This window comes from Xanthobacter sp. AM11 (assembly GCF_047444035.1).
Classification (GTDB): domain Bacteria; phylum Pseudomonadota; class Alphaproteobacteria; order Rhizobiales; family Xanthobacteraceae; genus Xanthobacter.
The window spans coordinates 46,563-68,363 of sequence record NZ_JBLAOA010000001.1 but is presented as its reverse complement, the minus strand read 5'-3'; the positions used below and the strand labels follow the sequence as shown (position 1 = coordinate 68,363).

The 21,801-nt window shown below is 72.0% G+C and carries 23 protein-coding genes; 8 read left to right on the top strand and 15 right to left on the bottom strand.

The genetic code is table 11. The features are described 5' to 3' along the window. Positions 1–5: 5 nt before the first annotated feature. From der to ACI7BZ_RS00310, 3 genes are read right to left on the bottom strand one after another with little or no spacing between them, the layout of a single operon-like run. Positions 6–1,382, bottom strand: coding sequence for a ribosome biogenesis GTPase Der (gene der, locus ACI7BZ_RS00320; RefSeq protein WP_414115225.1), 1,377 nt, complete (start codon positions 1,380–1,382; stop codon positions 6–8). 49 nt (positions 1,383–1,431) lie between these two features. Continuing rightward, positions 1,432–1,695 (bottom strand): hypothetical protein, encoded by a 264-nt coding sequence (locus ACI7BZ_RS00315; protein ID WP_414115224.1) that lies wholly within the window; start codon positions 1,693–1,695, stop codon positions 1,432–1,434. 11 nt (positions 1,696–1,706) lie between these two features. Then, the gene (locus ACI7BZ_RS00310) at positions 1,707–2,465 is read right to left on the bottom strand and encodes a tetratricopeptide repeat protein (protein WP_414115223.1); all 759 of its coding nucleotides are present in this window, start codon (positions 2,463–2,465) and stop codon (positions 1,707–1,709) included. Between the two features lie 165 nt (positions 2,466–2,630). Between ACI7BZ_RS00310 and ACI7BZ_RS00305 the strand changes: the two genes are divergently transcribed. Together ACI7BZ_RS00305 and cowN are read left to right on the top strand one after the other, a co-directional pair. Beyond that, entirely contained in the window at positions 2,631–3,437 is an 807-nt protein-coding gene (locus ACI7BZ_RS00305) for a PAS domain-containing transcriptional regulator (RefSeq protein WP_414115222.1), read from the top strand. Positions 3,438–3,574: 137 nt separating this feature from the next. Further along, positions 3,575–3,901 (top strand): N(2)-fixation sustaining protein CowN, encoded by a 327-nt coding sequence (gene cowN, locus ACI7BZ_RS00300; RefSeq protein ID WP_414115221.1) that lies wholly within the window; start codon positions 3,575–3,577, stop codon positions 3,899–3,901. Positions 3,902–3,928: 27 nt separating this feature from the next. Here the strand turns inward: cowN and ACI7BZ_RS00295 are convergent, their stop codons facing one another. Further along, a complete protein-coding gene (locus ACI7BZ_RS00295; protein ID WP_414115220.1) occupies positions 3,929–4,438 on the bottom strand; it encodes a YaiI/YqxD family protein in 510 nt (169 codons plus the stop codon). A 129-nt stretch (positions 4,439–4,567) separates the two neighbouring features. Between ACI7BZ_RS00295 and ACI7BZ_RS00290 the strand changes: the two genes are divergently transcribed. Next, positions 4,568–5,350 (top strand): phosphatase PAP2 family protein, encoded by a 783-nt coding sequence (locus ACI7BZ_RS00290; RefSeq protein ID WP_414115219.1) that lies wholly within the window; start codon positions 4,568–4,570, stop codon positions 5,348–5,350. Positions 5,351–5,361: 11 nt separating this feature from the next. Here the strand turns inward: ACI7BZ_RS00290 and ACI7BZ_RS00285 are convergent, their stop codons facing one another. The 6 genes from ACI7BZ_RS00285 to lgt all read right to left on the bottom strand — a co-directional run bounded on the left by ACI7BZ_RS00285 (position 5,362) and on the right by lgt (position 10,585). After that, complete coding sequence (locus tag ACI7BZ_RS00285; RefSeq protein ID WP_414115218.1) at positions 5,362–6,315, bottom strand: ribose-phosphate pyrophosphokinase; 954 nt, start codon at positions 6,313–6,315, stop codon at positions 5,362–5,364. Between the two features lie 107 nt (positions 6,316–6,422). Next, positions 6,423–7,163 carry a hypothetical protein gene (locus tag ACI7BZ_RS00280; RefSeq protein WP_414115217.1) on the bottom strand — a complete coding sequence of 247 codons (741 nt, stop codon included), beginning with the start codon at positions 7,161–7,163 and terminating at the stop codon, positions 6,423–6,425. Positions 7,164–7,316: 153 nt separating this feature from the next. Then, the gene (locus tag ACI7BZ_RS00275) at positions 7,317–7,868 is read right to left on the bottom strand and encodes an RBBP9/YdeN family alpha/beta hydrolase (protein WP_414115216.1); all 552 of its coding nucleotides are present in this window, start codon (positions 7,866–7,868) and stop codon (positions 7,317–7,319) included. A 31-nt stretch (positions 7,869–7,899) separates the two neighbouring features. Then, positions 7,900–8,667, bottom strand: a complete 768-nt coding sequence (gene pgeF / locus ACI7BZ_RS00270; protein ID WP_414115215.1) for a peptidoglycan editing factor PgeF — start codon at positions 8,665–8,667, stop codon at positions 7,900–7,902. After that, positions 8,664–9,770 carry a class I SAM-dependent methyltransferase gene (locus ACI7BZ_RS00265; RefSeq protein WP_414115214.1) on the bottom strand — a complete coding sequence of 369 codons (1,107 nt, stop codon included), beginning with the start codon at positions 9,768–9,770 and terminating at the stop codon, positions 8,664–8,666. The genes pgeF and ACI7BZ_RS00265 overlap by 4 nt, the downstream gene beginning before the upstream one ends. Further along, positions 9,767–10,585, bottom strand: coding sequence for a prolipoprotein diacylglyceryl transferase (lgt, locus tag ACI7BZ_RS00260; protein WP_414115213.1), 819 nt, complete (start codon positions 10,583–10,585; stop codon positions 9,767–9,769). Before lgt ends, ACI7BZ_RS00265 begins: the two co-directional genes overlap by 4 nt. A 271-nt stretch (positions 10,586–10,856) precedes the next feature. Here lgt and ACI7BZ_RS00255 point away from each other — a divergent pair, with 271 nt between their 5' ends. The 4 genes from ACI7BZ_RS00255 (at position 10,857) to ACI7BZ_RS00240 (ending at position 13,877) form a co-directional block, all read left to right on the top strand. Further along, positions 10,857–11,147: an accessory factor UbiK family protein gene (locus ACI7BZ_RS00255; protein WP_414115212.1), complete on the top strand. Its 291-nt coding sequence runs from the start codon at positions 10,857–10,859 to the stop codon at positions 11,145–11,147. A gap of 385 nt (positions 11,148–11,532) precedes the next feature. Further along, the gene (locus ACI7BZ_RS00250; RefSeq protein ID WP_414115211.1) at positions 11,533–12,033 is read left to right on the top strand and encodes a type III secretion system chaperone family protein; all 501 of its coding nucleotides are present in this window, start codon (positions 11,533–11,535) and stop codon (positions 12,031–12,033) included. A 198-nt stretch (positions 12,034–12,231) separates the two neighbouring features. Next, positions 12,232–13,068, top strand: coding sequence for a pyrroline-5-carboxylate reductase (gene proC, locus ACI7BZ_RS00245; protein ID WP_414115210.1), 837 nt, complete (start codon positions 12,232–12,234; stop codon positions 13,066–13,068). Between the two features lie 152 nt (positions 13,069–13,220). Beyond that, entirely contained in the window at positions 13,221–13,877 is a 657-nt protein-coding gene (locus ACI7BZ_RS00240) for a TetR/AcrR family transcriptional regulator (RefSeq protein ID WP_414115209.1), read from the top strand. A gap of 109 nt (positions 13,878–13,986) precedes the next feature. On the opposite strand, the gene alr is transcribed toward ACI7BZ_RS00240, so the two are convergent. Then, positions 13,987–15,060 carry an alanine racemase gene (gene alr / locus ACI7BZ_RS00235; RefSeq protein ID WP_414119052.1) on the bottom strand — a complete coding sequence of 358 codons (1,074 nt, stop codon included), beginning with the start codon at positions 15,058–15,060 and terminating at the stop codon, positions 13,987–13,989. Between the two features lie 131 nt (positions 15,061–15,191). Next, on the bottom strand, positions 15,192–16,673 hold the full coding sequence (locus ACI7BZ_RS00230) for a replicative DNA helicase (protein ID WP_414115208.1): 1,482 nt from the start codon (positions 16,671–16,673) through the stop codon (positions 15,192–15,194). A gap of 279 nt (positions 16,674–16,952) precedes the next feature. Here ACI7BZ_RS00230 and ACI7BZ_RS00225 point away from each other — a divergent pair, with 279 nt between their 5' ends. Continuing rightward, a complete protein-coding gene (locus ACI7BZ_RS00225) occupies positions 16,953–17,372 on the top strand; it encodes a hypothetical protein (protein ID WP_414115207.1) in 420 nt (139 codons plus the stop codon). Positions 17,373–17,421: 49 nt separating this feature from the next. Here the strand turns inward: ACI7BZ_RS00225 and ACI7BZ_RS00220 are convergent, their stop codons facing one another. From ACI7BZ_RS00220 to uxaC, 3 genes are all read right to left on the bottom strand, one after another. Then, positions 17,422–18,213, bottom strand: coding sequence for an SDR family NAD(P)-dependent oxidoreductase (locus ACI7BZ_RS00220; protein ID WP_414115206.1), 792 nt, complete (start codon positions 18,211–18,213; stop codon positions 17,422–17,424). A 679-nt stretch (positions 18,214–18,892) separates the two neighbouring features. Next, a complete protein-coding gene (locus tag ACI7BZ_RS00215; RefSeq protein WP_414115205.1) occupies positions 18,893–20,383 on the bottom strand; it encodes a mannitol dehydrogenase family protein in 1,491 nt (496 codons plus the stop codon). Next, positions 20,380–21,792, bottom strand: a complete 1,413-nt coding sequence (gene uxaC, locus ACI7BZ_RS00210) for a glucuronate isomerase (RefSeq protein WP_414115204.1) — start codon at positions 21,790–21,792, stop codon at positions 20,380–20,382. The genes ACI7BZ_RS00215 and uxaC overlap by 4 nt, the downstream gene beginning before the upstream one ends. Positions 21,793–21,801 lie beyond the last annotated feature (9 nt).

Here is a 21,801-nt window from a genome sequence, read left to right as displayed (position 1 = left end):
GGGCCTCACTCCGCGTAGGGATTGTCCTTCTGGCGCATGGTCAGGCGGATCGGCACGCCCGGCAGGTCGAAGGTCTCGCGCAGGCCGTTCACCAGATAGCGGATGTAGCTTTCCGGGACGGCATCGGCGCGGGAGCAGAACAGCACGAAGGACGGCGGCCGCGCCTTGGGCTGGGTGATGTAGCGCAGCTTCACCCGCCGGCCGGACACCGCCGGTGGCGGGTGGGCATCGGTCACCTGCTGCAGGAAGCGGTTCAGCGGATTGGTGGCGATGCGCTTGTTCCAGACCTTGTGGGCCTTGGAGATACCTTCCACCAGCTTGTCGAGGCCGTGGCCCATGAGGCCCGACACCGGCACGATGGGCACGCCCTTCACCTGCGGCAGCAGGCGGTCCGCCTCCTCCCGCAGCCGGGTGGCGATGCCGCCGCGGGGCACGAGGTCGGACTTGTTGTAGCCGATGACCAGCGCCCGGCCCTCGCGCGCCACCAGATCGGCGATGCGCAGGTCCTGTTCCTCGAACGGGCGGGTGGCGTCCACCAGCAGCACCACCACTTCGGCGAACTTCATGGCGCGCAGGGCATCGGCGGCGGACAGCTTCTCCAGCTTGTCCTCGATGCGGGCGCGCTTGCGCAGGCCGGCGGTGTCGAACAGCTCCAGGCGGGTGCCGCGATAGTCCACCTCCACCGAGATGGAATCGCGGGTGATGCCCGCCTCGGGGCCGGTGAGCAGCCGGTCCTCGCCCAGCAGGCGGTTGATGAGGGTGGATTTGCCGGCATTGGGCCGGCCCAGCACCGCCACCTTGATGGGGCGCCGCGGCGCGCCGTCGGCGGCGTCCGCCTCGGCGGCGGCCTCGGCGGGGTCTTCCACCTCTTCTTCCGGCCGGGTCTCGTCGGGCAGGGCGTCGCAAATGGCGTCGTAGAGGTCGGACAGGCCCTCGCCATGCTCGGCGGAGAGGGGCACGGGGGTGCCGAGGCCGAGGGCGAAGGCTTCCAGCGTGCCCGCCTCGCCGCCGCGGCCCTCGCTCTTGTTGGCCACGAGAATCACCGGCTTGCCGGCGCGCCGCACCAGTTCCGCGAAGGCGCGGTCGGTGGGGGTGAGGCCCATGCGGGCGTCGATCATGAACAGGATGGCGTCGGCATCGCCGATGGCGGCCTCGGTCTGGGCGCGCATGCGCCCTTCCAGGCTGGCGGCGTCCGCCTCCTCCAGGCCGGCGGTGTCCACGATGCGGAAGGCGAGGTCGCCGAGGCGCGCGTCGCCCTCCCGCCGGTCGCGGGTGACGCCGGGGCGATCGTCCACCAGCGCGAGCTTCTTGCCCACGAGGCGGTTGAACAGGGTGGACTTGCCCACGTTGGGGCGGCCGACGATGGCCAGGGAAAAGGTCATAGGATCGGCTCGTGGCCTTCCGGCCGGGTGGTCGAACGAAGGGGACGCCTCAGCGCTGCGGCTGGCCGCTGGGTGGCGGCGCCGGCAACTGGTCGATGGGGGCGTTGGCGTTGCTGGGCTGGGAGAGGGGGGTGGAATAATCCACCCCCGGAACGCCCTGCGGGAACACGGGCTGGCGCGCGCCCGGCAGCGCTTTTTCCTTCTCCTCGAAGGGGTTCATCTTCTCCAGCGTTTCGCAGCCGGCCGCCGCCAGGGCAAGGGCGAGGGCGAGGGCGAGGCGAAGGGCGCCGGAAGCGCTGCGCGTCATGCTCATGAACGGGGTCCTCACTGCGTGGCGGCGCCGCCGGCGGACGCAGCCGGGGCGGGGCCTTCGGCGGGGGCGGCGGCGCCGGCGGTCAGGCGGCGGACGAGTTCCGCCCGCGAGCGCACGCCCGGCGGGGTTTCGCTGTCGGTGGTGATCTCGGTAGCGGTCTTGTTGGCGGCGGCAAGGTCGCCGGCCTTGAACTGGGCCAGCGCCATCACCTCGCGCGCCGAGTGGCGCAGCGGGCCGGTGCCGGCGGCCAGGGTGCCGACACGCTGCGTCACATCGGCAAGGCTGGCGGTGTCCACCAGAATCATCGCCGCGCGCAGCTGGGCGAGCTGGCGCACCAGCGGATCGAGGCGGGTGTCGGCGGCGATGGCATCGAACGCGGCGATGCCGGCGGCCTTGTCCCGGGCGGCGGCCGCGCTGGCGCCGCGGAACAGGGCGAGGGTGCGGTAGCCGGCCGGCCCGTCCTTGGCGATGGCGCCGAAGGCGGCTTCAGCCTGCGTGAAATTGCCCGCCGCCGAAAGCGCCACGGCCTCCTGGAAGGCGGTGGAGGCGGCCACCGCCTGCTGCTGGCGCCAGTATCTGTAGCCGCTCCAGCCGGCCGTGCCCGCCACCAGCAGGACGGCGGCGGCGATGATGAACACGCCGAAGCGGTCCCACAGCTTGCGCAGGCGATCGCGCCGGAGGTCTTCCTCGATCTCGTGAAAAATGTCGGTCATGGGGTCCGCGGAGCAGGTGGGCCGGCGCGCCGGCAAAAGGGCGCGTAAAGTATCCATGCGGCCTCATCGTGGCAAACACGGCTTTTCGGGGAGGGTCCGGCCCTTTGGGCGTGCGGCGGCAGAGGGGGCTGCGCGCCCGGCCTTGCGGCCGGCGGATGAGCCCCGGCCCCCGGGGCGCGCCGCGGCGGTTCCATGGAACCCGATCGCGCTTTAAGGTGGGCCATGGCCGCCACCCCGCAGGACCCTCCGCCACCGCCGGCCGCGGCGTTCGAATACCGGCTCCAGCGCACCGCGGTGGGGGTGGTGGTGCTGGATGGCGAGATGGCGATCCGCTCGGTGAATCCGGTGGCCCTGCGCCTGCTGGCGCCCTCCGGCGCGCGGGTCATCGGCGCCCACATCCTCGATCTGCATCCGCCGGAGGCGCGGGACAAGGTGGCGTTCCTGCTGGATCGCGCCGCGGCGGCGGAAGACGGCACCTCCAGCCTGGTGGTCACCACCGCGATGGGCAGCCTGGTGGCCAAGGTGAGCCGGCTGCAGCGCGGCCCCGGCGGCGCGGTGGATGGCTATTGCATGATGGTCTACGCCCTCGACACGCCCATGATGGGCGCCGCCCCGCCCGGCCCCGGCGACGACCCGGCCCCGCGGGCGGCGCTCCCCGTCGCCGGCGCGCAGGCCATGGCGGCCCTGTGCCCGCTGCTGAAGCTGCCGCTGGTGCGGGGCAAGGGCGACGTCATCAGCCTCATCGACGTGGCGCAGGTGGCCTGCCTCGTGGCCCAGGGCCATTATGCGGAGGCGCGCACCCTCACCTTTTCCGCCTTCTGCCCCCGCCCCCTGGCGGATCTGGAGCGCCGGCTCGATCCCGCGGCGTTCGTGCGGGTGCACCGGCGCTACCTGGTCAACATCCGCCACGTGCATGCCGCCGTGCGCGCGGATGGGGCCTGGCATCTGGTGATGGCGGACGAGGCGCGCACCCGCGTGCCGGTGGGCCGCTCCCGGGTGGAGCAGGTGCGGCGCCTCCTGGCGGTGTGAGCCGCCGTTGGTGCAGCCAAGATGCCGTTGGTGCGCCGCGGCGGGGGCCGGTGCCGGCGCCATGGCACCCGGCGGGCGCCCTTGCGCACCCTTGAGGCCACGCATTTTGCGCGTGGTCCGAGGATGAGGGTTTCCCCATGGGCGCACCTGCCGGCTTTCCGTCGCTTCCCGTTTCCCTGGAGCAGCCCGACCGCTACCTGACGTTCCAGGGCATCGATTTTGAAGGCAACATGCGCACGGTGCTGGCGCACCTGTTCCGCTATATCGACGATCCCGCCTTCGGCAACGCCTTCTGGGACCGCTTCAGGGCCCGCCTCGCCGCCGCCGAGGCGGGCTCGGCGGCGCTGTGCGACCGGCTGCTGCTGATGCATTCCCACGTCTATTACATGGTGGAGCTGTTCGAGGCGCAGGACGACGCCCGCGCCCTCGCCGACCTGAAGCGGCTGGAGGAGGAATGCTTCTGAGGCCGAAGGCGCGGGGGTGCCCCTGCGTCAGGCGTCTGCACGTCCACCGGGCGCGGCGCCTGCGCTGAAGCCGGCCCGCTTCAGCCGCACCAGAGCGAGGTCGAGGGCCGAGAGGAAGGCCGAGCGGTCCCGCGCCGAGAAGGGGCGCGGCCCGCCCGTCACCGCCCCGGCGGAGCGCAGGTCGTCCATCAGGTTGCGGGTGGCCAGCGCCATGCCGATGGAATCGCCGGTGAAGGGCTTGCCGGTGGGGGCGATCACATCGGCCCCCGCCGCCACGCAGCGGGCGGCCAGCGGCACGTCGGCGGTCACCACCACGTCGCCGCGGCAGGCGCGCGCGGCAATGAGGTCGTCGGCGGCATCCGGCCCGGCGGGCACCACGAGGCGTTCGATCAGCGGATGGCGCGGCACCGCCAGCGGCATGTTGGCCACCACGAACACCCGCACCTGATGGCGGAAGGCCACCTTGTAGGCCTCCTCCTTCACCGGGCAGGCGTCGGCGTCGAGATAAAGGGCGATGGGGTCGGCACGCACGGTCATGGGGGCGAGATGGCAGGCGGCAGGCGCGCGCGCAAGGGCCGCCAACGGCCTCGCTGCATCTTCAAGCCGGGACAGCCTCCGGTCGGGGGGATATTGACGCGGCCCCTGCGGCGCGCCAACCCTTGCGCCATGACAACGGTCTTTCAACGCGGCCGCCGCCGGCTGGATTCCCTGCCGGTCATCGGCCCGCTGCTCGCCTCGGTGAGCGCCATGGAGCGGGCGACGCTCATGGTGATCGCCAGCAGCGCCATCGGCTTCTATGCCTTCTTCAAGGTGGCCGACGAGGTGGCGGAAGGCGACACCGGGCGCATCGACCGCGACATCCTGCTCGCCCTGCGCAACCCGCTCGATGCCTCCGATCCCCTCGGCCCGCCGTGGCTGGAGGAGACCATGCGCGACTTCACGGCGCTGGGCGGCACCGGCGTGCTCACCCTTCTCACGGTGCTGGCGGTGGTGTTCCTGCTGCTCACCCGCAAGCGCCATGCGGCGCTGCTGGTGGCGGTGTCGGTGGCGGGGGGCACGGCGCTGTCGCAGGCGCTGAAATGGGGCTTCGACCGGCCGCGGCCGGACCTCGTGCCCCACGGCATGGCGGTCTACAGCCAGAGCTTCCCCTCCGGCCACGCCATGCTCTCGGCGGTGGTCTATCTGACGCTGGGCGCGCTTCTGGCCCGCACCCAGGCGCGCACGCGGGTGAAGGTGTTCCTGTTCGGCTCCGCCACGGTGCTCACCATGGTGGTGGGTGTCAGTCGCATCTATCTGGGGGTGCACTGGCCCACCGACGTGCTGGGCGGCTGGGCGCTGGGGGCGGCATGGGCCGCGGCCTGCTGGCTGCTGATGGTGTGGCTGCAGCGCAAGGGTGAGGTGGAGGCGGAGAACGGAACCGGCGGCGGCAACGGCCCCGGTCCCGGCTGAGCCCGCCCGCCTCAGTCGAACAGGCTGGAGACCGATTCCTCGTGCGCCGTACGGGCGATGGCCTCGCCGATGAGGGTGCCGATGGACACCACGCGGATGTTGCGCGCCACCCGCACCGCCTCGGTGGGCTGGATCGAATCGGTGATCACCAGCTCCTTCAGCTTGGAGGCGGTGATGCGGGCCACCGCGCCGCCCGAAAGCACGCCGTGGGTGATGTAGGCATGCACTTCCTTGGCGCCGCGGGCGAGCAGGGCTTCCGCCGCATTCACCAGGGTGCCGCCCGAATCGACGATGTCGTCCACCAGGATGCAGGAGCGGCCTTCCACATTGCCGATGACGTTCATCACCTCGCTCTCGCCGGGGCGCTCGCGGCGCTTGTCCACGATGGCGAGCTGGGCGTCGATGCGCTTGGCCAGCGCCCGGGCGCGCACCACGCCGCCGACGTCGGGCGAGACCACCATGAGGTTGGAGAGGTCGAACCGCTCCTTGATGTCGCGCACCATCACCGGGGCCGAATAGAGGTTGTCGGTGGGGATGTCGAAGAAGCCCTGGATCTGGCCGGCGTGCAGGTCCAGCGTCATCACCCGGTCGGCGCCCGCGTGGGTGATGAGGTTGGCCACCAGCTTGGCCGAAATGGGTGTGCGCGGGCCGGGCTTGCGGTCCTGCCGGGCGTAGCCGAAATAGGGCAGCACCGCGGTGATGCGCTTGGCCGAGGCCCGGCGCAGCGCGTCGATGATGATCAAAAGCTCCATCAGGTGGTCATTGGCCGGGAACGAGGTGGACTGCACCACGAACACGTCCTGACCGCGGACGTTCTCCTGGATCTCGACGAAGATCTCCATGTCCGCGAAGCGGCGCACCACCGCCTTGGTGAGCGGCGTCGCGAGGTAAGCGGCGATGGCTTCCGCGAGCGCGCGGTTGGAATTGCCCGCGACGAGCTTCATGGTACCGTTCTCCGCTGACATTGGATGCTCCGCCCGGCACCCGGGCCTGCTGAAGGCTTGAGGCGTTCTGATATGCGGGCGGTCACAATCTTGTAAAGGGGCGCCATGGCCGCCGGCGCGCCGCAACTTCAGTTCTGGGCGTATGACAGGGCTGCGCCGGACGCGGAGAGGGCGGCCACGGGCGTGCCGCTGCCCGGCTCCATCGCCGGCGCGGGGGCCTCGGCCGGCTTGCCGGCGTCGGGCCCGCTCGCCTCCGCCGGGGCGGCGGCGCGGGCCGGGGCGGGGGCTTCCACGCCAAGGGTTTCCGCCAGGCTCGCCATGGAGCGGCCGGCGATGCGCGAGAGCACCGCGTCGTCGCAGGCGGCCCAGCCGTTGGCCGCGCCGCCCTTCAGCGGGCCGGCCGGCTCCTCGCCGGAGACGCGCGCCACCCGGGTGCGGCTGGAATCATACACGTCCCAGGCATAGGCGACGGAGGCCTTGCCCTTTTCCACATGCATGGCGAGGTAGCCCTTGACCCGATAGGCGGCGCCGGAGCTGCGGGAGACCACGGCCACGCGCCGGGTTTCCGCCTCGCTGGAAAGCTGGTCCACCAGCTTGTCGAAGGTGGCGGGCGGCGGGCCGTCGATGGTGTCGAAGGCGAGGGTGCGGCCGCCGGATGCGGCCATGCCGGCCCCGTCGGTCTGGCAGGCGCCCAGCGACAGGCTCAGGGCCAGGAGGCCGCTGGCGGCGAAAAGCCGGGCGAGGCGGGTGGGGGCGGGGCCGTGCGGGCAAACCGGGCGGGGCCGGGCGGTGCGCGCCGGCAGGGCATTCAAGGCGGAGCGGGTGCGCGGCTGCGCGTTCCGGTCGGCTTGTGCCTCATATCCCCGCATGGTGGCTCCCGGCGCTGCTCCGTTCGCCGAAGGGGTAGCGGGAAACGCGGGCCGGGTCCAGAAAAACGGTTAAGGGCTGGTTAACGCGGCGGCAAAATCATTGCCGCCCGAATTGTGGCCCGAATTACCGTCGTGGGGGCTCGATCCGGTGGATCACTTGAGCGACTGCAGGAAGCCCAGGAGGCGCATGGAGCCTTCCGGCCACGGCCCGAAGCCCGCCGCCGGGTTGATGTGGCCCGCATCCCCCGCATCGACGATGGCGGCGCCCCAGTCGAGGGCGAAGCCCTCCGCCCGCTCATAGGTGCAGAAGGGATCGCTGCGGCTCGCCACCAGCACCGAGGGGAAGGGCAGGGGATGGGTGGGCACCGGCGCGAAGGCCGCCAGCAGGGGATCGAGGCGGGGCCGGTCCAGGTCCGGCGGGGCCACCAGGAAGGCGCCCTTCACCTTGCCGGGCGGCAGCAGGGGCGCCGCATGCACCAGGGTGGGCACGCCGAGGGAGTGGGCCACCACCACCACCGGCTTGTCCGCCTGCGCCACCGCCGCGGCCAGGCGGCGCGGCCAGTCGTGGCGGTCCGGCCGGCTCCAGTCCGCCTGCTCCACCCGCCGGGCGGTGGAAAGGCTGCGCTCCCACCGGCTCTGCCAGTGGTCGGGCTCCGAGCCCTGCCAGCCGGGCACGATGAGGAGGCAGGCATCGGTGGATCGCATGGCGGGGTCCGGGCGCGCGGGGGCTTCAAGGTCAGGCGAGGGCGATGGCGGCCATCAGCCGGCCGTAGTCCGCTTCCTTGCGGTGGGTGGTGCGGCGAAAGGAGAAGAACCGCTCCTCATCCGCATAGGTGTCGAGGCCGAGGTCCTCCACATGGCCGATCCCGGCCTGTTCCAGCCGCAGCCGGATGAAGCCCGGCAGGTCGAACAGGGCATGGTGGGACCGGTCGGCGGGGGCGAAGAAGCGCGCGAAGGCCTTGTCCTCGGCCAGGAAGCGGGCAACGAAGTCCTCCCCCACCTCATAGCTGTGCTGGCGGATCAGCGGGCCGATGACGGCGCGGATGTCGCCGCGCCGGGCGCCCTGTGCCTCCATGCGCGCCACGGTGGCGGCGACGATGCCGCCCAGCGCCCCCTTCCAGCCGGAATGGGCGGCGGCCACCACCCGCGCGCCGGCATCGGCCAGCAGGATGGGGCCGCAATCGGCGATGGAGACCGCCGCGGCGATGCCCGGGGTGCGGGTGACCACCGCATCCGCCTTCGGCGCATCGGCGCGGGTCCAGGGCACGGTGGCCACCACCGCATCGGCGGAATGCACCTGCCAGCAGGCGAGGAAGCCCTCCGGCGCCACCCCCAGCGCCGCCGCCATGCGGGCGCGGTTCTGCGCCACCGCGGCTGGGTCGTCGGCCGATCCGGTGCCGCCGTTGAGGCTGGCATAGATGCCCTGGGAGACGCCGCCCCGCCGGGTGAAGAAGGCGTGGCGGATGCCGGGCAGCGCCGCCAGCGATGGCGCCTCGATCTTCATGGGACGAACTCCTCGGACGGGTCGAATGCGGGCGGCACGCCGGCATCAGAATGGGCGAGGACGAGCACCTTGAACAGCCGCCCCATCTGGTCTTCCGCCGCGCCGGCAAGGCGCGCCACCGCCGCATCCACCGCCGCGCGCGCCGCCGCGCCGGCATCGCGCTTCAGCCGTTCCGCCCGCTGCGGCAGGCCGAGGCGGGTGAGGAAATCGCCCTGGCCCAGCGGGCCGAACGCCTTCAGGCCGGCGGCGCGGGCAAGGGTGGCGAGGGCGGAAAAATCCACATGGGCGGTGATGTCGGCCTCCCCCGGCGCCGCCAGCGGATCGGCGAAGGCGTGGCGGGCGAGGGCCTGGAGGGTGTCGCCGAAGCCGCCGGCATGGCCATAGTCCACCACCAGCGCCACGCCGCCCTGGGCGGCAAGGCGGGTGGCGAGGGCGCGGGCGGGGCCGCTTTCCATATGTTCCAGCACCGCGCCTTCCGCCGGGCCGGGCAGGCCGGCGGCGAAGGCGGCGGCGGCGTGGGAGGGGGCCGGGTCGAGGCCGAACACCAGCCGGCCGTCCGCCTCCAGCCCCACCCGCCGCTCGTGCCACGCGCCGAGGGCGAACACGAACTGGTCCACCGGAAGGGCATCGAAGAATTCGTTGGCGAGGACGATGGCGGGGCCGTCGGGCACGTCCTCCACGCGGTCGTGCCAGGCCGGGGCGGGGGCGAGGCCGGCCAGGGTGCGCGCCTGCGCCGTGCGCAGGGCCGGGCTGGTTTCCACCAGATGCAGGCTGGCGGCGGCGGCGAACGGCGGCACCAGCCGCGCCGCGCGCAGGGCGTCGGCCATCAGCGTGCCGCGGCCCGGGCCCAGCTCCACCAGCCGGAACGGGGCGGGCGCGCCCATCTGCTGCCACATGGCCACCGCCCACAGGCCGATGAGCTCGCCGAACATCTGGCTGATCTCGGGGGCGGTGGTGAAGTCGCCCGTAGCGCCGAGGGGATCGCGGGTGATGTAATAGCCGTGGCGCGGATGGCCGAGGCACAGGGCCATGTAGCGGCTGACCGGCAGGGGCCCCTCGGCGGCGATGAGGGTGCGGATCTCCCGCAGCAGCGGCTGGGTCACGGCGCCTTGCTGCGCTTCAGCGCGAACAGCAGCAGGCCGGCCCCGGCCAGCACCAGCGGCACCGAGAGCCACATGCCCATGGTGGTGCCGAAGGCCAGATAGCCCAGCTGCACGTCCGGTTCGCGGAAGAACTCGCCGGTGATGCGGGCGATGCCGTAGCCCATGCCGAACACGCCGGCGGCCACCCCCGGCCGCTTCAGGCCGCCGCAGCGCACCAGCGCCAGCATCACCACGAACAGCACCAGCCCTTCCAGAGCCGCCTCGTAGAGCTGGCTGGGATGGCGCGGCACGTCGCCGCCGGTGGGAAAAACCACCGCCCACGGCACGTCGGCCGGGCGGCCCCACAGCTCGCCATTGATGAAATTGGCGATGCGGCCGAAGAACAGGCCGATGGGCGCCACCACGCTGGCCACGTCCAGAAGCGACAGGACGGGGATGGCGCGGGCGCGGGCGAACAGCACCAAGGCCAGAAGGGTGCCCGCCAGCCCGCCGTGGAACGACATGCCGCCCTTCCACACCGCCACGATATCCGCCGGATGCTGGGCGAAATGAACCGGATTGTAGAACAGCACATAGCCCAGGCGCCCGCCGAGGATGACCCCCAGCGTGGCCCAGAACAGGGCGTCGTCCAGGTCCTGCGGCTGCATGGGCGACACGCCGCCCCACACCGCCGGCCGGGCGACCATGCGCCGCGCCAGCAGCCAGCCGAGCACGAGGCCGACGATATAGGCCAGCGCATACCAGCGGATGGCGAGGGGGCCGACTTGCACCAGCACCGGGTCGATGGCCGGGAAGGGGAGGGCGAGGGTCGGCATCTGGTCCCCGGTTGGTCGCAGGCGCCGTCATGTGCCGCGGCGGGGGAGGCGGCGTCAAGCCGGCCGGCTCTGTGCCCTTGCGTCGGCGGCGCCGGGGCGCCATTTTCGCCAGGGGCGCGCCGGGCGCGCCGGTGGATGAGCCAAGACGCATGACCCAGGATGCAGGGGCGCCGTGCGCCTTTGCTGATCCAAACGAGGCCCCGCGCGGGGCTTACAGATTTTCGCGGCAGGTGGGGGCCATCTGCCGCGGCCGGACCCTCAGGAGGCTTCCATGACCCAGACCACGGGCCGCATTTTCGACGAGATGGCTCGCCTCGTGAACGATGCCGCGGGCGTCGCCCAGGGCGTGCGCCGGGAGGCCGAGACCGTGATGAAGGCGCAGATGGAGCGCTTCCTTCGCGACATGGACCTGGTGAAGCGCGAGGAATTCGAGGCGGTGAAGGACATGGCCGCCGAGGCCCGCGCCGAGAACGAGCGGCTGGCGGCGCGCATCGCCCAGCTCGAAGCGGCGCTGAAGGGCAATGCCCCGCCCGCCCCCGTCCCGCCCGCCGATCCCATGTGACGGCCCGCGGCGGATCGTCTCGCATGACGTAACGTCATTCTGCCCAGGCGGGACGATTTGGAAGTGGATAACGCCCCGCCTCTGCGAGAATCGGTCGCAGGGGCAACGGCTGCGAAGGCGGACCACAATCTGTCGTAGCGGCGACTTCTTCACCCGCGATATACTGATTTTCATGGCGATTCGGAGCCGGTTCGTCGTATCTGAGGCATACGACGGGGCGCAGCCTCGCCAGGGTGGTTTTTTCCGAAGGGGCCTGTCATGGCCGCACCTTTGGGAGTAGTCATCCGCCCGGCACGCCGCGTCGCGCATGCCTTGATCTGGCCTCGCTCGCGGACGATGCCGCGTTCGACCCTCTCCGCGTTCCTCCAACCGCGAGGTCGAGGCCATGTCTCTCATCGACATCGAAGCCGATGCACCGGCGAACCCCGTTGATCTCGTGGAGCAGCTCGCTGCTTTGCGCGACTGGTCGTTCGAACGCTCCGACGAGGACGAGATCACCCTCTCGCTCTCCAGCCGCTGGACGGACTGCCACGTCTCGTTCCAGTGGATGGACGAGCTGGAGGCCCTGCATCTCGCCTGTGCCTTCGACTTCAAGGTGCCGGAAGGCCGGCGCCCCGAGGTGCTGAAGCTCCTCGCCCTGGTCAACGAGCAGATGTGGCTCGGCCATTTCGACATGTGGTCGCAGGAAGGCGTCATCATGTTCCGCCATGCCCTGGTGCTGGCCGGCGGCGCCACCGCCTCCGATCGCCAGTGCGAGGCCATCGTGGAAGCCGCCCTCGATGCGGTGGAACGCTATTATCCCGCGTTCCAGTTCGTGGTCTGGGCCGGCAAGACCGCCCGCGAGGCCATGGACACCGCTTTGTTCGACACGGTGGGCGAGGCCTGATCTGCCATCGGCGGGCCTGACCGGCGGCGCGGCCCGCGGGCCCCGGCTCCGGTCGCGGCGGCTTGCGGTTTTCCAGAAGCCGGGGACGCAGGCCGCACGGCTCCCCCTTTGCGCCCGCCTCGGGTATTGAGGACACGGGCGGGGGCGCCGCTGCGCCCGGGATCGCCCCATCCACAGATCCGGTCCGGCGAGGCGGCGATGAGTGAAAGCGTTCTGAAAACCCTGTCCGGCCCTGTGGTGCTGCTGGGCGCCGGCAAGATGGGCGGCGCCATGCTGGAAGGCTGGCTCCGGCTCGGCCTGCCGCCGGCCGGCGCCGTGGTGCTGGACCCCAACCTGCCGGCCGAGGCCGCGGCGGCGCTCGCCGCCCGGGGCGTGGCGGTGAACCCGCCCCTCGATGGCGTGCCCCCCCCTGCCGTGATCCTGCTGGCGGTCAAGCCCCAGGTGGCGCCGCAGGCGCTGCCTGCGGTGGCGGCGGTGATGGCGCCGGAAACGCTGGTGGTTTCCATCATGGCCGGGCGCACCCTGGGCTTCATGGCCGATATCTTCGGCACCGGGGCCGCCATCGTGCGCGCCATTCCCAACACGCCCGCCGCCATCGGCCGGGGCGTCAGCGTGGCGGTGGCCGGCCCCCGCGTCTCCCTGGCCCAGCGCGCGCTTGCGCGCGCATTGCTCGGCGCCATCGGCATGGTGGACTGGGTGGATGACGAAGAATTGATGGACGCGGCCACCGCCGTCTCCGGTTCCGGGCCGGCCTATGCCTTCCTGCTGGCCGAGGTGATGGCCCAGGCCGGCGCCGCCGCCGGCCTGCCGCCGGATCTGGCCGCCCGCATCGCCCGCGCCACGGTGGCGGGGGCCGGCGCGCTCATGGACCAGTCGGACCTTCCCGCCGCCACCCTGCGCCAGAACGTCACCTCGCCCGGCGGCACCACGGCCGCGGCCCTGGCGGTGCTGATGGACGAGGGGCGGGGATTCGCGCCGCTGATGATCGAGGCGGTTGCCGCCGCCACCAAACGGGGCAAAGAATTGGCGGGCTGATGCGCCGCGCCCGCCCGGTGTGGCGCTGCGGCCCGGGGGCCGGGTCCGGTCCGGTTGCGCCAACCGGGCCGGCAAGTCCGGCCCGGCACTGACGAGAGCGGCTCGCCCGCCGGGTCTCTGCACCCGGCCGGGCGCGCGCCGCGGGGGATGCCATGACGTCGGAAACCAGCCGCGACGCCTGCCTGCGCAGCTTCCTGTCCCTGCTCGCCGAGCGGCCCTTCTCCCGCATCGCTTTGGGCGACGTGGCCGAGCGCTGCGGCGTCTCCCTGGGCGAGATGCGGGCCTCGTTCGCCTCCACCATCGATCTTCTCGCCGCCTTCTTCCGCGCCACCGATCGGCACGTGCTGGCCGAGAGCGGGCCGGAGGCGGAGGATTTCGCCGGGGAGGGGGCAAAGGAGCGCCTGTTCGAGGTGCTCATGCGCCGGCTGGATGCGCTGGAGCCCCACAAGGATTCCGTGCGCGGCCTGCTGCGCTCGGCCCGGACCGATCCGGTGCTGGCGCTAAATCTGCTGCGGCTGTCGCAGGCCTCCCAGCGCTGGATGCTGGCGGCGGCGGGCATCGACTGCACCGGCCTTTCCGGCGCGGTGCGGGCGAAGGGGCTGGCGCTGCTGTTCGCGCGCATCGTCAATGTGTGGCTGGAGGACGACGACCCCGGCCTCGCCCGCACCATGGCTGCCCTCGACCGGGAACTGGCCACCGGCGAGAAGATGCTGGGCATGCTGGACGACCTCGCCTTCCTCGCCATGCCGTGGCGCCCCCGCCGCCGGGGCGCCGGGCCGCAGCCGGCCGCCGGGACCGCGCAGGGATAGGGCGCCGTCGGGGCGCGAGAGGTGCGGATGCGGCCGCCGCCGCATCCGGCAGCGCCGTCACGCCGTCACGGCACCCATTCCTGCCGCCGGCCCTGCGGCAGGGGCCGGTTCAGTCGCCCACATATCCGTCGCCCACATAGCGGCGGGCGTAGCGCCGGCCCAGGGAGGTGAGCACCTCGTAGCCGATGGTGCCGGCGCGGGCCGCCACGTCGTCCACGCTGATGCCGTCGCCGAGGAACACGGCGGTGTCGCCGCGCTCCACCGCATGCTCCGGCAGGTCGGTGATGTCGAGGGTGGCCAGATCCATGGAAACCCGGCCCACCAGATGGCAGCGCCGGCCGGCCACCACCGCCTCCACCCCCTTGGCGGCATCGGAGGAGCCGGCGGCGCGGAACAGCCCGTCGGCATAGCCGATGGAGACGGTGGCGAGCCGGCTCGGCCGCTTCAGGCGCTGGGCGGCGCCATAGCCCACCGTTTCCCCCGCCGGCGCGGTGGACACCTGGATCACCTTCACCTCCAGCCGCACCACCGGCCGCAGCGGCGGCACCCCGGCAATGGCGACGCCGCCATAAAGGAAGATGCCCGGCCGCACGAGATCGAAGCGGAAGTCGCGGCCCAGCAGGGTGCCGGCGGAATTGGCCAGCGAGGCGGGAATGCCGGGAAAGCGCCGCGCCACATCGGCGAACACCAGCCGCTGGCGGGCGGTGAGCACGTGGCCCGGCATGTCGGCGCAGGCCAGGTGGGTCATGATGAGGCTCGGCGGGAAGCCGAGCATCCGCCAGGTGCCGGAGAGCTGCACCGCCTCTTCCAGGGAGAGCCCGAGGCGGTGCATGCCGGTATCCACATGAATGGCCGCCGGGTGCCCCGCCCCGCTGTCGCGGCAGAGGGCGCTCCATTCGGAGATTTCAGGGGTGGAGCCCAGCACCGGGCGCAGCCGCAGGGCGGCATATTCGGCGCCGAGATCGGGCAGGAGCCCGTTCAGCACATAGATCACCGCGTCCGGCAGCAGGGCGCGCAGGGTCACCGCTTCCCGGAAATGGGCGACGAAGAAGGTGCGGGCGCCGGCCCGCCACAGGGCCGGACCCACCCGCTGGATGCCGAGGCCGTAGGCGTCCGCCTTCACCACCGCGGCGCATTCGGCCGGGGCGGCGAGGGCGCTCAGGGTGCGCCAATTGTCGGCGATGGCGGCAAGGTCGATGGTGAGGATGGCCCCCGCCTCGGCCGCCGCGCGCTCGTCCGCCGCGCGCTCCGCCTCCTGCCCTGCCGCGCGCTGGGCGGCGAGGGCTTCGGCGGCGGGGTCCGGCGGGCCGGCCCCTAGTGGCGGTTCGGCAGGCGCTCCTCCTGCGCCAGGTTGGAGAAGCGGGTGAACTGGGGTTCGAAATGCACCTTCACCGTCCCCGTGGGGCCGTGGCGCTGCTTTCCGATGATGACCTCGGCCGTGTTCTCGACCGCCTTCATCTCGATCTCCCACTTGAACCACTCCTCTGTGCCCGGCTTGGGCTCCTTGTTCTTAAGGTAATACTCCTCCCGGAAAACGAACATGACCACGTCGGCATCCTGCTCGATGGAGCCGGATTCGCGCAGGTCCGACAGTTGCGGCCTCTTGTCATCCCGCGCCTCCACCTGACGCGAGAGCTGGGACAGGGCCATGATGGGCACTTGCAGTTCCTTCGCCAAGGCCTTCAGGCCGGTGGTGATCTCGGTAATTTCCTGCACCCGCCCCTGGGACGAGCTTTTCGAGGAGCCGGAGAGGAGCTGAAGGTAGTCCACAACCATGAAGTCCAGCCCGCGCTGGCGCTTCAGCCGCCGCGCCCGGGCCACCAGCTGGGCGATGGAGAGGCCGCCGGTGTCGTCGATATAGAGCGGGATGGTCTGCATGGTCTGGGAGGCGGCGGCGAGCTTGGAGAATTCGCTCTCGGAGATGTCGCCGCGGCGGATCTTGTAGGAGGCGATTTCCGCCTGCTCGGCCAGGATACGGGTGGCGAGCTGCTCGGCGCTCATTTCCAGCGAGAAGAAGCCGACGATGCCGCCGGACACGGTTTCGATGGAGCCGTCCGGCCGGGTCTCGCCGCGGTAGGCGGCGGCGATGTTGAAGGCGATGTTGGTGGCAAGGGCGGTCTTGCCCATGGCCGGGCGGCCGGCGAGGATCACGAGGTCCGAGGGCTGCAGCCCGCCCATCTGGTGGTCGAGGTCGTCGAGGGCGGTGGCGATGCCGGAGAGGTGGCCGTCGCGCTGGAAGGCCTTGGAGGCCATGTCCACCGCCTCGCGCAGCGCCTCGCCGAAGCGCAGGAAGCCGCCGTCGTAGCGCCCGGTCTCGGCAATCTCGTACAGGCGCTTTTCCGCCTGCTCGATCTGGTCCTGGGGGGTGGCGTCCACCGGGGCGTCATAGGCCTCGTTGACGATCTCCTCGCCGATGCGGATGAGGTCGCGGCGCACCGAGAGGTCGTAGATGGTGCGGCCGTAATCCTCGGAATTGATGATGGTGGTCGCCTCCGCCGCGAGGCGGGCGAGGTATTGCGGGCCGGAGAGGCCGGCCACGTCCAGGTCCGCCGGCAGGAAGGTCTTCAGCGTCACCGGGGTGGCGAGCTTGCCGGCGCGCACCAGGGCGCCCGCCAGCTCGAAGATGCGGGCGTGGATGGGCTCGTAGAAGTGGCGCGGCTCCAGGAAGTCGGAGACCCGGTAGAACGCCTCGTTGTTCACCAGGATGGCGCCCAGCAGGGCCTGTTCCGCCTCCACATTGTGGGGGGCTTGCCGGAATGCGGCGTCGAGATCGCCCTTGGCTGGAAGGTCGAGCATGGCACCCACGAAGCGCTGAAGGGGCCCATCATGTAGCAATTTCCCCGGCGCTGTCCCAGCCACTTCGCGCCGGGCAGGGGGAAAGGTGCGCGTTGACCGTTTCGGCGATTTCCACAGCTGTGAGCTACGGGGATTGTGGGCGTAACCGGAGCATCGCGTCCCCCGGGCCGCCACCGCAGGCCACCGCCCCACATCCATGCCTTTCGCCTGCCGGCCCTTTGCTCCCGGCGGCAGGTGCGCTAGAGCCTTTCCCCGGCGGCAATGTGCCAGGGGGGTTTCATGGCTTCGCGTCGGGTCCGGTCCGTTTCCATCGCCGCCATGGCGCTGTCCCTCGCCTTGACGGGCGCGGCTGACGCCCAGGGTGGCGATGCCCTCGCCCCGCCGCCCGATCTCGGCGCCGGCGGCGTTCCGGTGCCGCTGGACGGAACCGCCATCTACGGCCAGAACACGCCGCCCCCCGAGGGCTACATGGCGATTCCCGTGCCGCCCTCCACCTGCAGCGGCATCGCCGCGGTGGTGCGCGCGCAGGGCTTCATCCTCATTCCCACCGGCGGCGGCAATGCCCAGCGCTATGTGCGCGACGAGCGCTCCTGCGCCGGGGACCAGGTGACCACGCCGGCCTGGCTGCCCACCGCCGACAATCCCCGCTGCTTCGTGGGCTACACCTGCGGCGAAGCCGACAACGACGGCGGGAACTGAGCCTCCCGGCCCCGGCGACGGCGGCCGGCCGGAGGGGCTGAAGCCGCCCTTACGGCATATATTGGCCGCCGTTCACCTCCAGCATCTGGCCGGTGACGTAGCCGCTGGCCGCCGCCGAGGCGAGATAGAGGAAGGCCCCGGCGCAGTCCGCCGCGAGGCCGAGGCGGTTCATGGGAATGCCGGCCTTCATGGCGGCGAGCATCTCTGGGGTGGAATAGCGCTCGTGGAACGGGGTCTCGATGACGCCCGGGGACACGGCGTTGACGCGGATGCCGGCCGGCGCCAGCTCCTTGGCCCAGCCGCGGGTGGCGGTGGTGATGAAGCCCTTGGCCGCCGCATAGAGCACCGCCCCGCCGCCGCCGCCGTTGCGCGCCGCCACCGACGACACATTGATGATGGCGCCGCCGCGCCCCTGCGCGGTCATGGCCGCGGCGCCCTCGCGCATGAAATGCACCACCTGGCGCACGTTGAGGTCGATGACCTCGTTGATGAAGGGGTCCGCATAATCGGCGATGGGCACCCGCTTCACCAGGCCGCCGGCATTGTTGATCAGCACGTCGAGCCCACCGAGGGCGGCCACCGCCTCGGCGGTGATGCGGGCGGGCGCGCCCTCCTGGGTCACGTCGCCGGCCACCAGCACCGCGGTGCCGCCCCGGGCGCGAATGGCCTGGGCCACCGCTTCGGCCTTGTCGTGGCTGGAATTGTAATGGACGGCCACCCGCGCGCCGGAATGGGCGAAGGCCTCGGCCGCCGCCGCGCCGATGCCGGTGGAGGCGCCGGTGATGAGCACGGCCTTGCCGGACAGGTCGGGAAAGACGGGGAGGTCGGCGGGGAGCGACATGGGCAGTCTCCTTGGGGCCTGCGGCGGACGTGCGCGGGGTCTGAGGCCGCGCCGGCACCGTACTAATCGTTTTAACGGTAAGGGATAGCGCAACCGCCGCACCGGGTCCAGACGGGATGGGGCAAGGTGGGGCGGCTCTGCGCCGCCCGGATCTGCCGGCTGGCGGGCGGGGAAAGCGGTGCTTGTCTCCATCCGCCGGAGCAAGGCGGGGTGGGCTTGCCCCCTCCCCAGCACCGGGAGAGGGGGCGGGGTGGTTCGCCGGGGGAAATTGTGGTGGCCGGGAGCGGGGCGGTCGGTCTTCCGGGAACGCCATGCCCACTGGAGCGGTGGACCCTCTCCCGCTTGCGGGGGAGGGCAGGGAGGGGGCCGGGTGTCGCCGCCCGGATCTGCCGGCTGGCGGGCGGGGAAAGCGGTGCTTGTCTCCATCCGCCGGAGCAAGGTGGAGCGGCATGCCTCCTCCCCAACCCTTTCGTCCGAAGCCGGATGTTTCCGGCTTCGGTGCCTCCCCTGCCCGAAGCCGGAAACATCCGGCTTCGGTTGCTCGATCCGAACGCCGCTTCCGCGGCGTTCGGGCGGGAAAGGGGGCATGCCGGTTCTGCCGGGGATATTGTGGTGGCCGGGAGCGGGGGCGGCCGGTCTTCCGGGAACGCCGTTCCCACGACAGAGGGGGCGGCCGGCTTCAGGCGGCTGGCGCCTGGGCGGTGCGGGCCACGGCGGCAGCGGCGCCCTCGCGCAGGATGAGGTCCAGCGCCGCCGTCACCGCCCCGGCGAAGCGCGGGTCGGCGGGCAGGTCGGCGCCGAATACCTCGCGCACCCCCAGCAGAGCCGGGGCGAGGCGGGCGGCGTCGGGGCCGGCTTCATCGGCCAGCGCCTTCAGCCGGGCGGCCAGCGGGTCGCGCACGTCGATGGCGCCGCCGGCCTCGTCGCGGCCGGCCACGTAGCGCATCCAGCCGGCAATGGCGAAGGCGATGAGGGCGATGGGCGCGCCCGCCGCCAGCCGCTCGCGGGCCGGGGCGACGAGGCGCTGGGGCAGCTTCTGCGAGCCGTCCATGGCGATCTGCCAGGTGCGGTGCTGCAGCGCCGGGTTGCGGAAGCGCTCCCGCAGCGCGCTCTTGTAGGCGGCCACATCCACCCCCGGCGGCAGGTGCAGGGTGGGGGTCAGCTCCTCGTCCTGCAGCCGCTCCACCAGCCGGGCGAAGGCGGGCTGGGCCATCACGTCGGAAATGTGCGCATGGCCGGCCAGATAGCCCAGATAGGCCATGGTGGAATGGGCGCCGTTGAGCAGGCGCAGCTTCATGTGCTCGAACGGCGCCACGTCGGCCACCAGTTCCACCCCCACCTCCTCCAGCGGGGGGCGGCCCAGGGGGAAATGGTCCTCCACCACCCACTGGCTGAACGGCTCTGCGGCCACCGGCCACGCATCGTCGCAGCCCAGCGCCTGCGCCACCTGCGCGCGATCGGCATCGGTGGTGGCGGGGACGATGCGATCCACCATGGTGGAGGGGAAGGCCACCTCGCCGGCCACGAAGCGGCCGAGATCGCCATCGCGCAGGGCGGCCAGGCGGGCCACCACGCGCGCCACCGTGCGGCCGTTGGCCGGCAGGTTGTCGCAGCACAGCACCGTGAAGGGGGCGATGCCGGCGGCGCGGCGGCGGGCCAGGGCCTCCACCAGGTAGCCCGGCGCGCTGCACGGCCGGCCGGGATCGGCGAGGTCGGCGCGGATGTCCGGGTGCGCCTCGTCCAGGGTGCCGGTGGCCGGGTCGTGGCAATAGCCCTTCTCGGTGACCGTGAGGGTGACGATGCGCACCCGCGGATCGGCCATGGTGGCCAGCAGCGCCTCGGGCTCCCGCGGCGCCACCAGCCGGCGGCGCAGGGCGCCGATGACGCGCAATTCCTCGCCCGCGCCGGAGCGGACGGCCAGGGTGTAGAGGCCATCCTGCGGATCGAGCGCATCGGAGGTGGCGGGCGAGCGCAGGCTTGCCCCCGCCACCGCCCAGCCCGCATGGCCGCGGCCCAGGATGTCGTCGAGATAGACCGCCTGATGGGCCCGGTGGAAGGCGCCGACCCCCAGGTGCACCACCCCCACCTGCGCGGCGGCAACGTCATAGGCCGGGCGGCGCACGGCGGCGGGCAGCCCGGCAAGGGCGGAGAGGCTGAGGCGGCCGGTCACAGGCGGTAGGCCTTTCGGGCCAGCCCGTAGGCAAGGTCGTGCGCCACCTCCACCGCCTCGTCCTCGTCCAGCCGGTGCTCGCACACCAGCTCGGCCAGGAAGCCGCAATCGATGCGCCGCGCCACGTCATGCCGGGCGGGAATGGAGGGGAAGGCGCGGGTGTCGTCGTTGAAGCCCACCGTATTGTAGAAGCCGGCCGTCTCCGTGGTCATGGCGCGGAACCGCTTCATGCCCTCCGGGCTGTCGTGGAACCACCAGGCCGGGCCCAGCCGCAGGGCGGGATAATGCCCCGCCAGCGGCGCCAGCTCCCGGGCATAGGTGGTCTCGTCCAGGGTGAAGAGGATGATGGAGAGGCCGGGCGCATTGCCGTAGCGGTCCAGAAGCGGCTTCAGGGCGCGCACATATTCGGTGGCGGAGGGAATGTCCGCCCCCTTGTCCCGGCCGTAGCGCTCGAACACCTGGCCGTTGTGGTTGCGCACCGCGCCGGGGTGGATCTGCATCACCAGCCCGTCCTCCAGACTCATGCCCGCCATCTGCGTGAGCATGAGCGCGCGGAACGCCTCCGCATCCTGCGCGCTGGGGGGGCTGTTGCCGGTGACGCGATGGAACAGGCCCTGCGCCTGGGCCGGGGGCAGGTCCAGGGTGGCGGCGGTGGGGTGGCCGTGATCGGTGGAGGTGGCGCCGAAGGTCTTGAAGAAGGCGCGCCGCTTGCGGTGGGCCTCAAGGTAGCCGGACCAGGAGAAGGTGTCCTCGCCGGTGAGTTCGCCGAACCTGTGGAGGTTGGCGTGGAAGTTCTCGAACTCCGGGTCCACCACCGGGTCGGGCCGGTAGGCGGTGATCACCCGTCCGCCCCAGCCGCTGCTGCGGATTTCGCCATGGGCGGCAAGATCGTCCAGCGGACTCTCGGTGGTGGCGATGGTCTCGATATTGAAACGCTCGAACAGGGCGCGGGGGCGGAAGGCGTCGGTGGCCAGCCGGTCGGCGATGAGGTCGTAGACGGCATCGGCATTGTCAGGGCCAAGCCGTTGATCCAGGCCGAAAAGCGTGGCGAAGGCATGGTCCAGCCACATCCGGGTGGGGGTGCCACGGAACAGGTGGTAATGGGCGGCGAACAGGCGCCAGATCTTGCGCCCGTCGGTCTGCGTCTCGCCCCCGTCCCGGCGCGGAACACCTAGCTTTTCCAAGGGGATGCCCTGGCTGTAGAGCATTCGGAACACATAATGGTCCGGCACCACGAACAATTGGGCGGGGTCGGGAAAATGCGCGTTCCCGGCATACCAGCGCGGGTCCGTATGGCCGTGGGGGGAGATGATGGGCAGGCCCGCCACCGTCTCGTAAAGCCGCCGCGCCACGGCGCGCACGGACGGGTCGGCGGGGAGGAGGCGGTCGGGATGGATGAGGGGTGACAAGGGGTTACC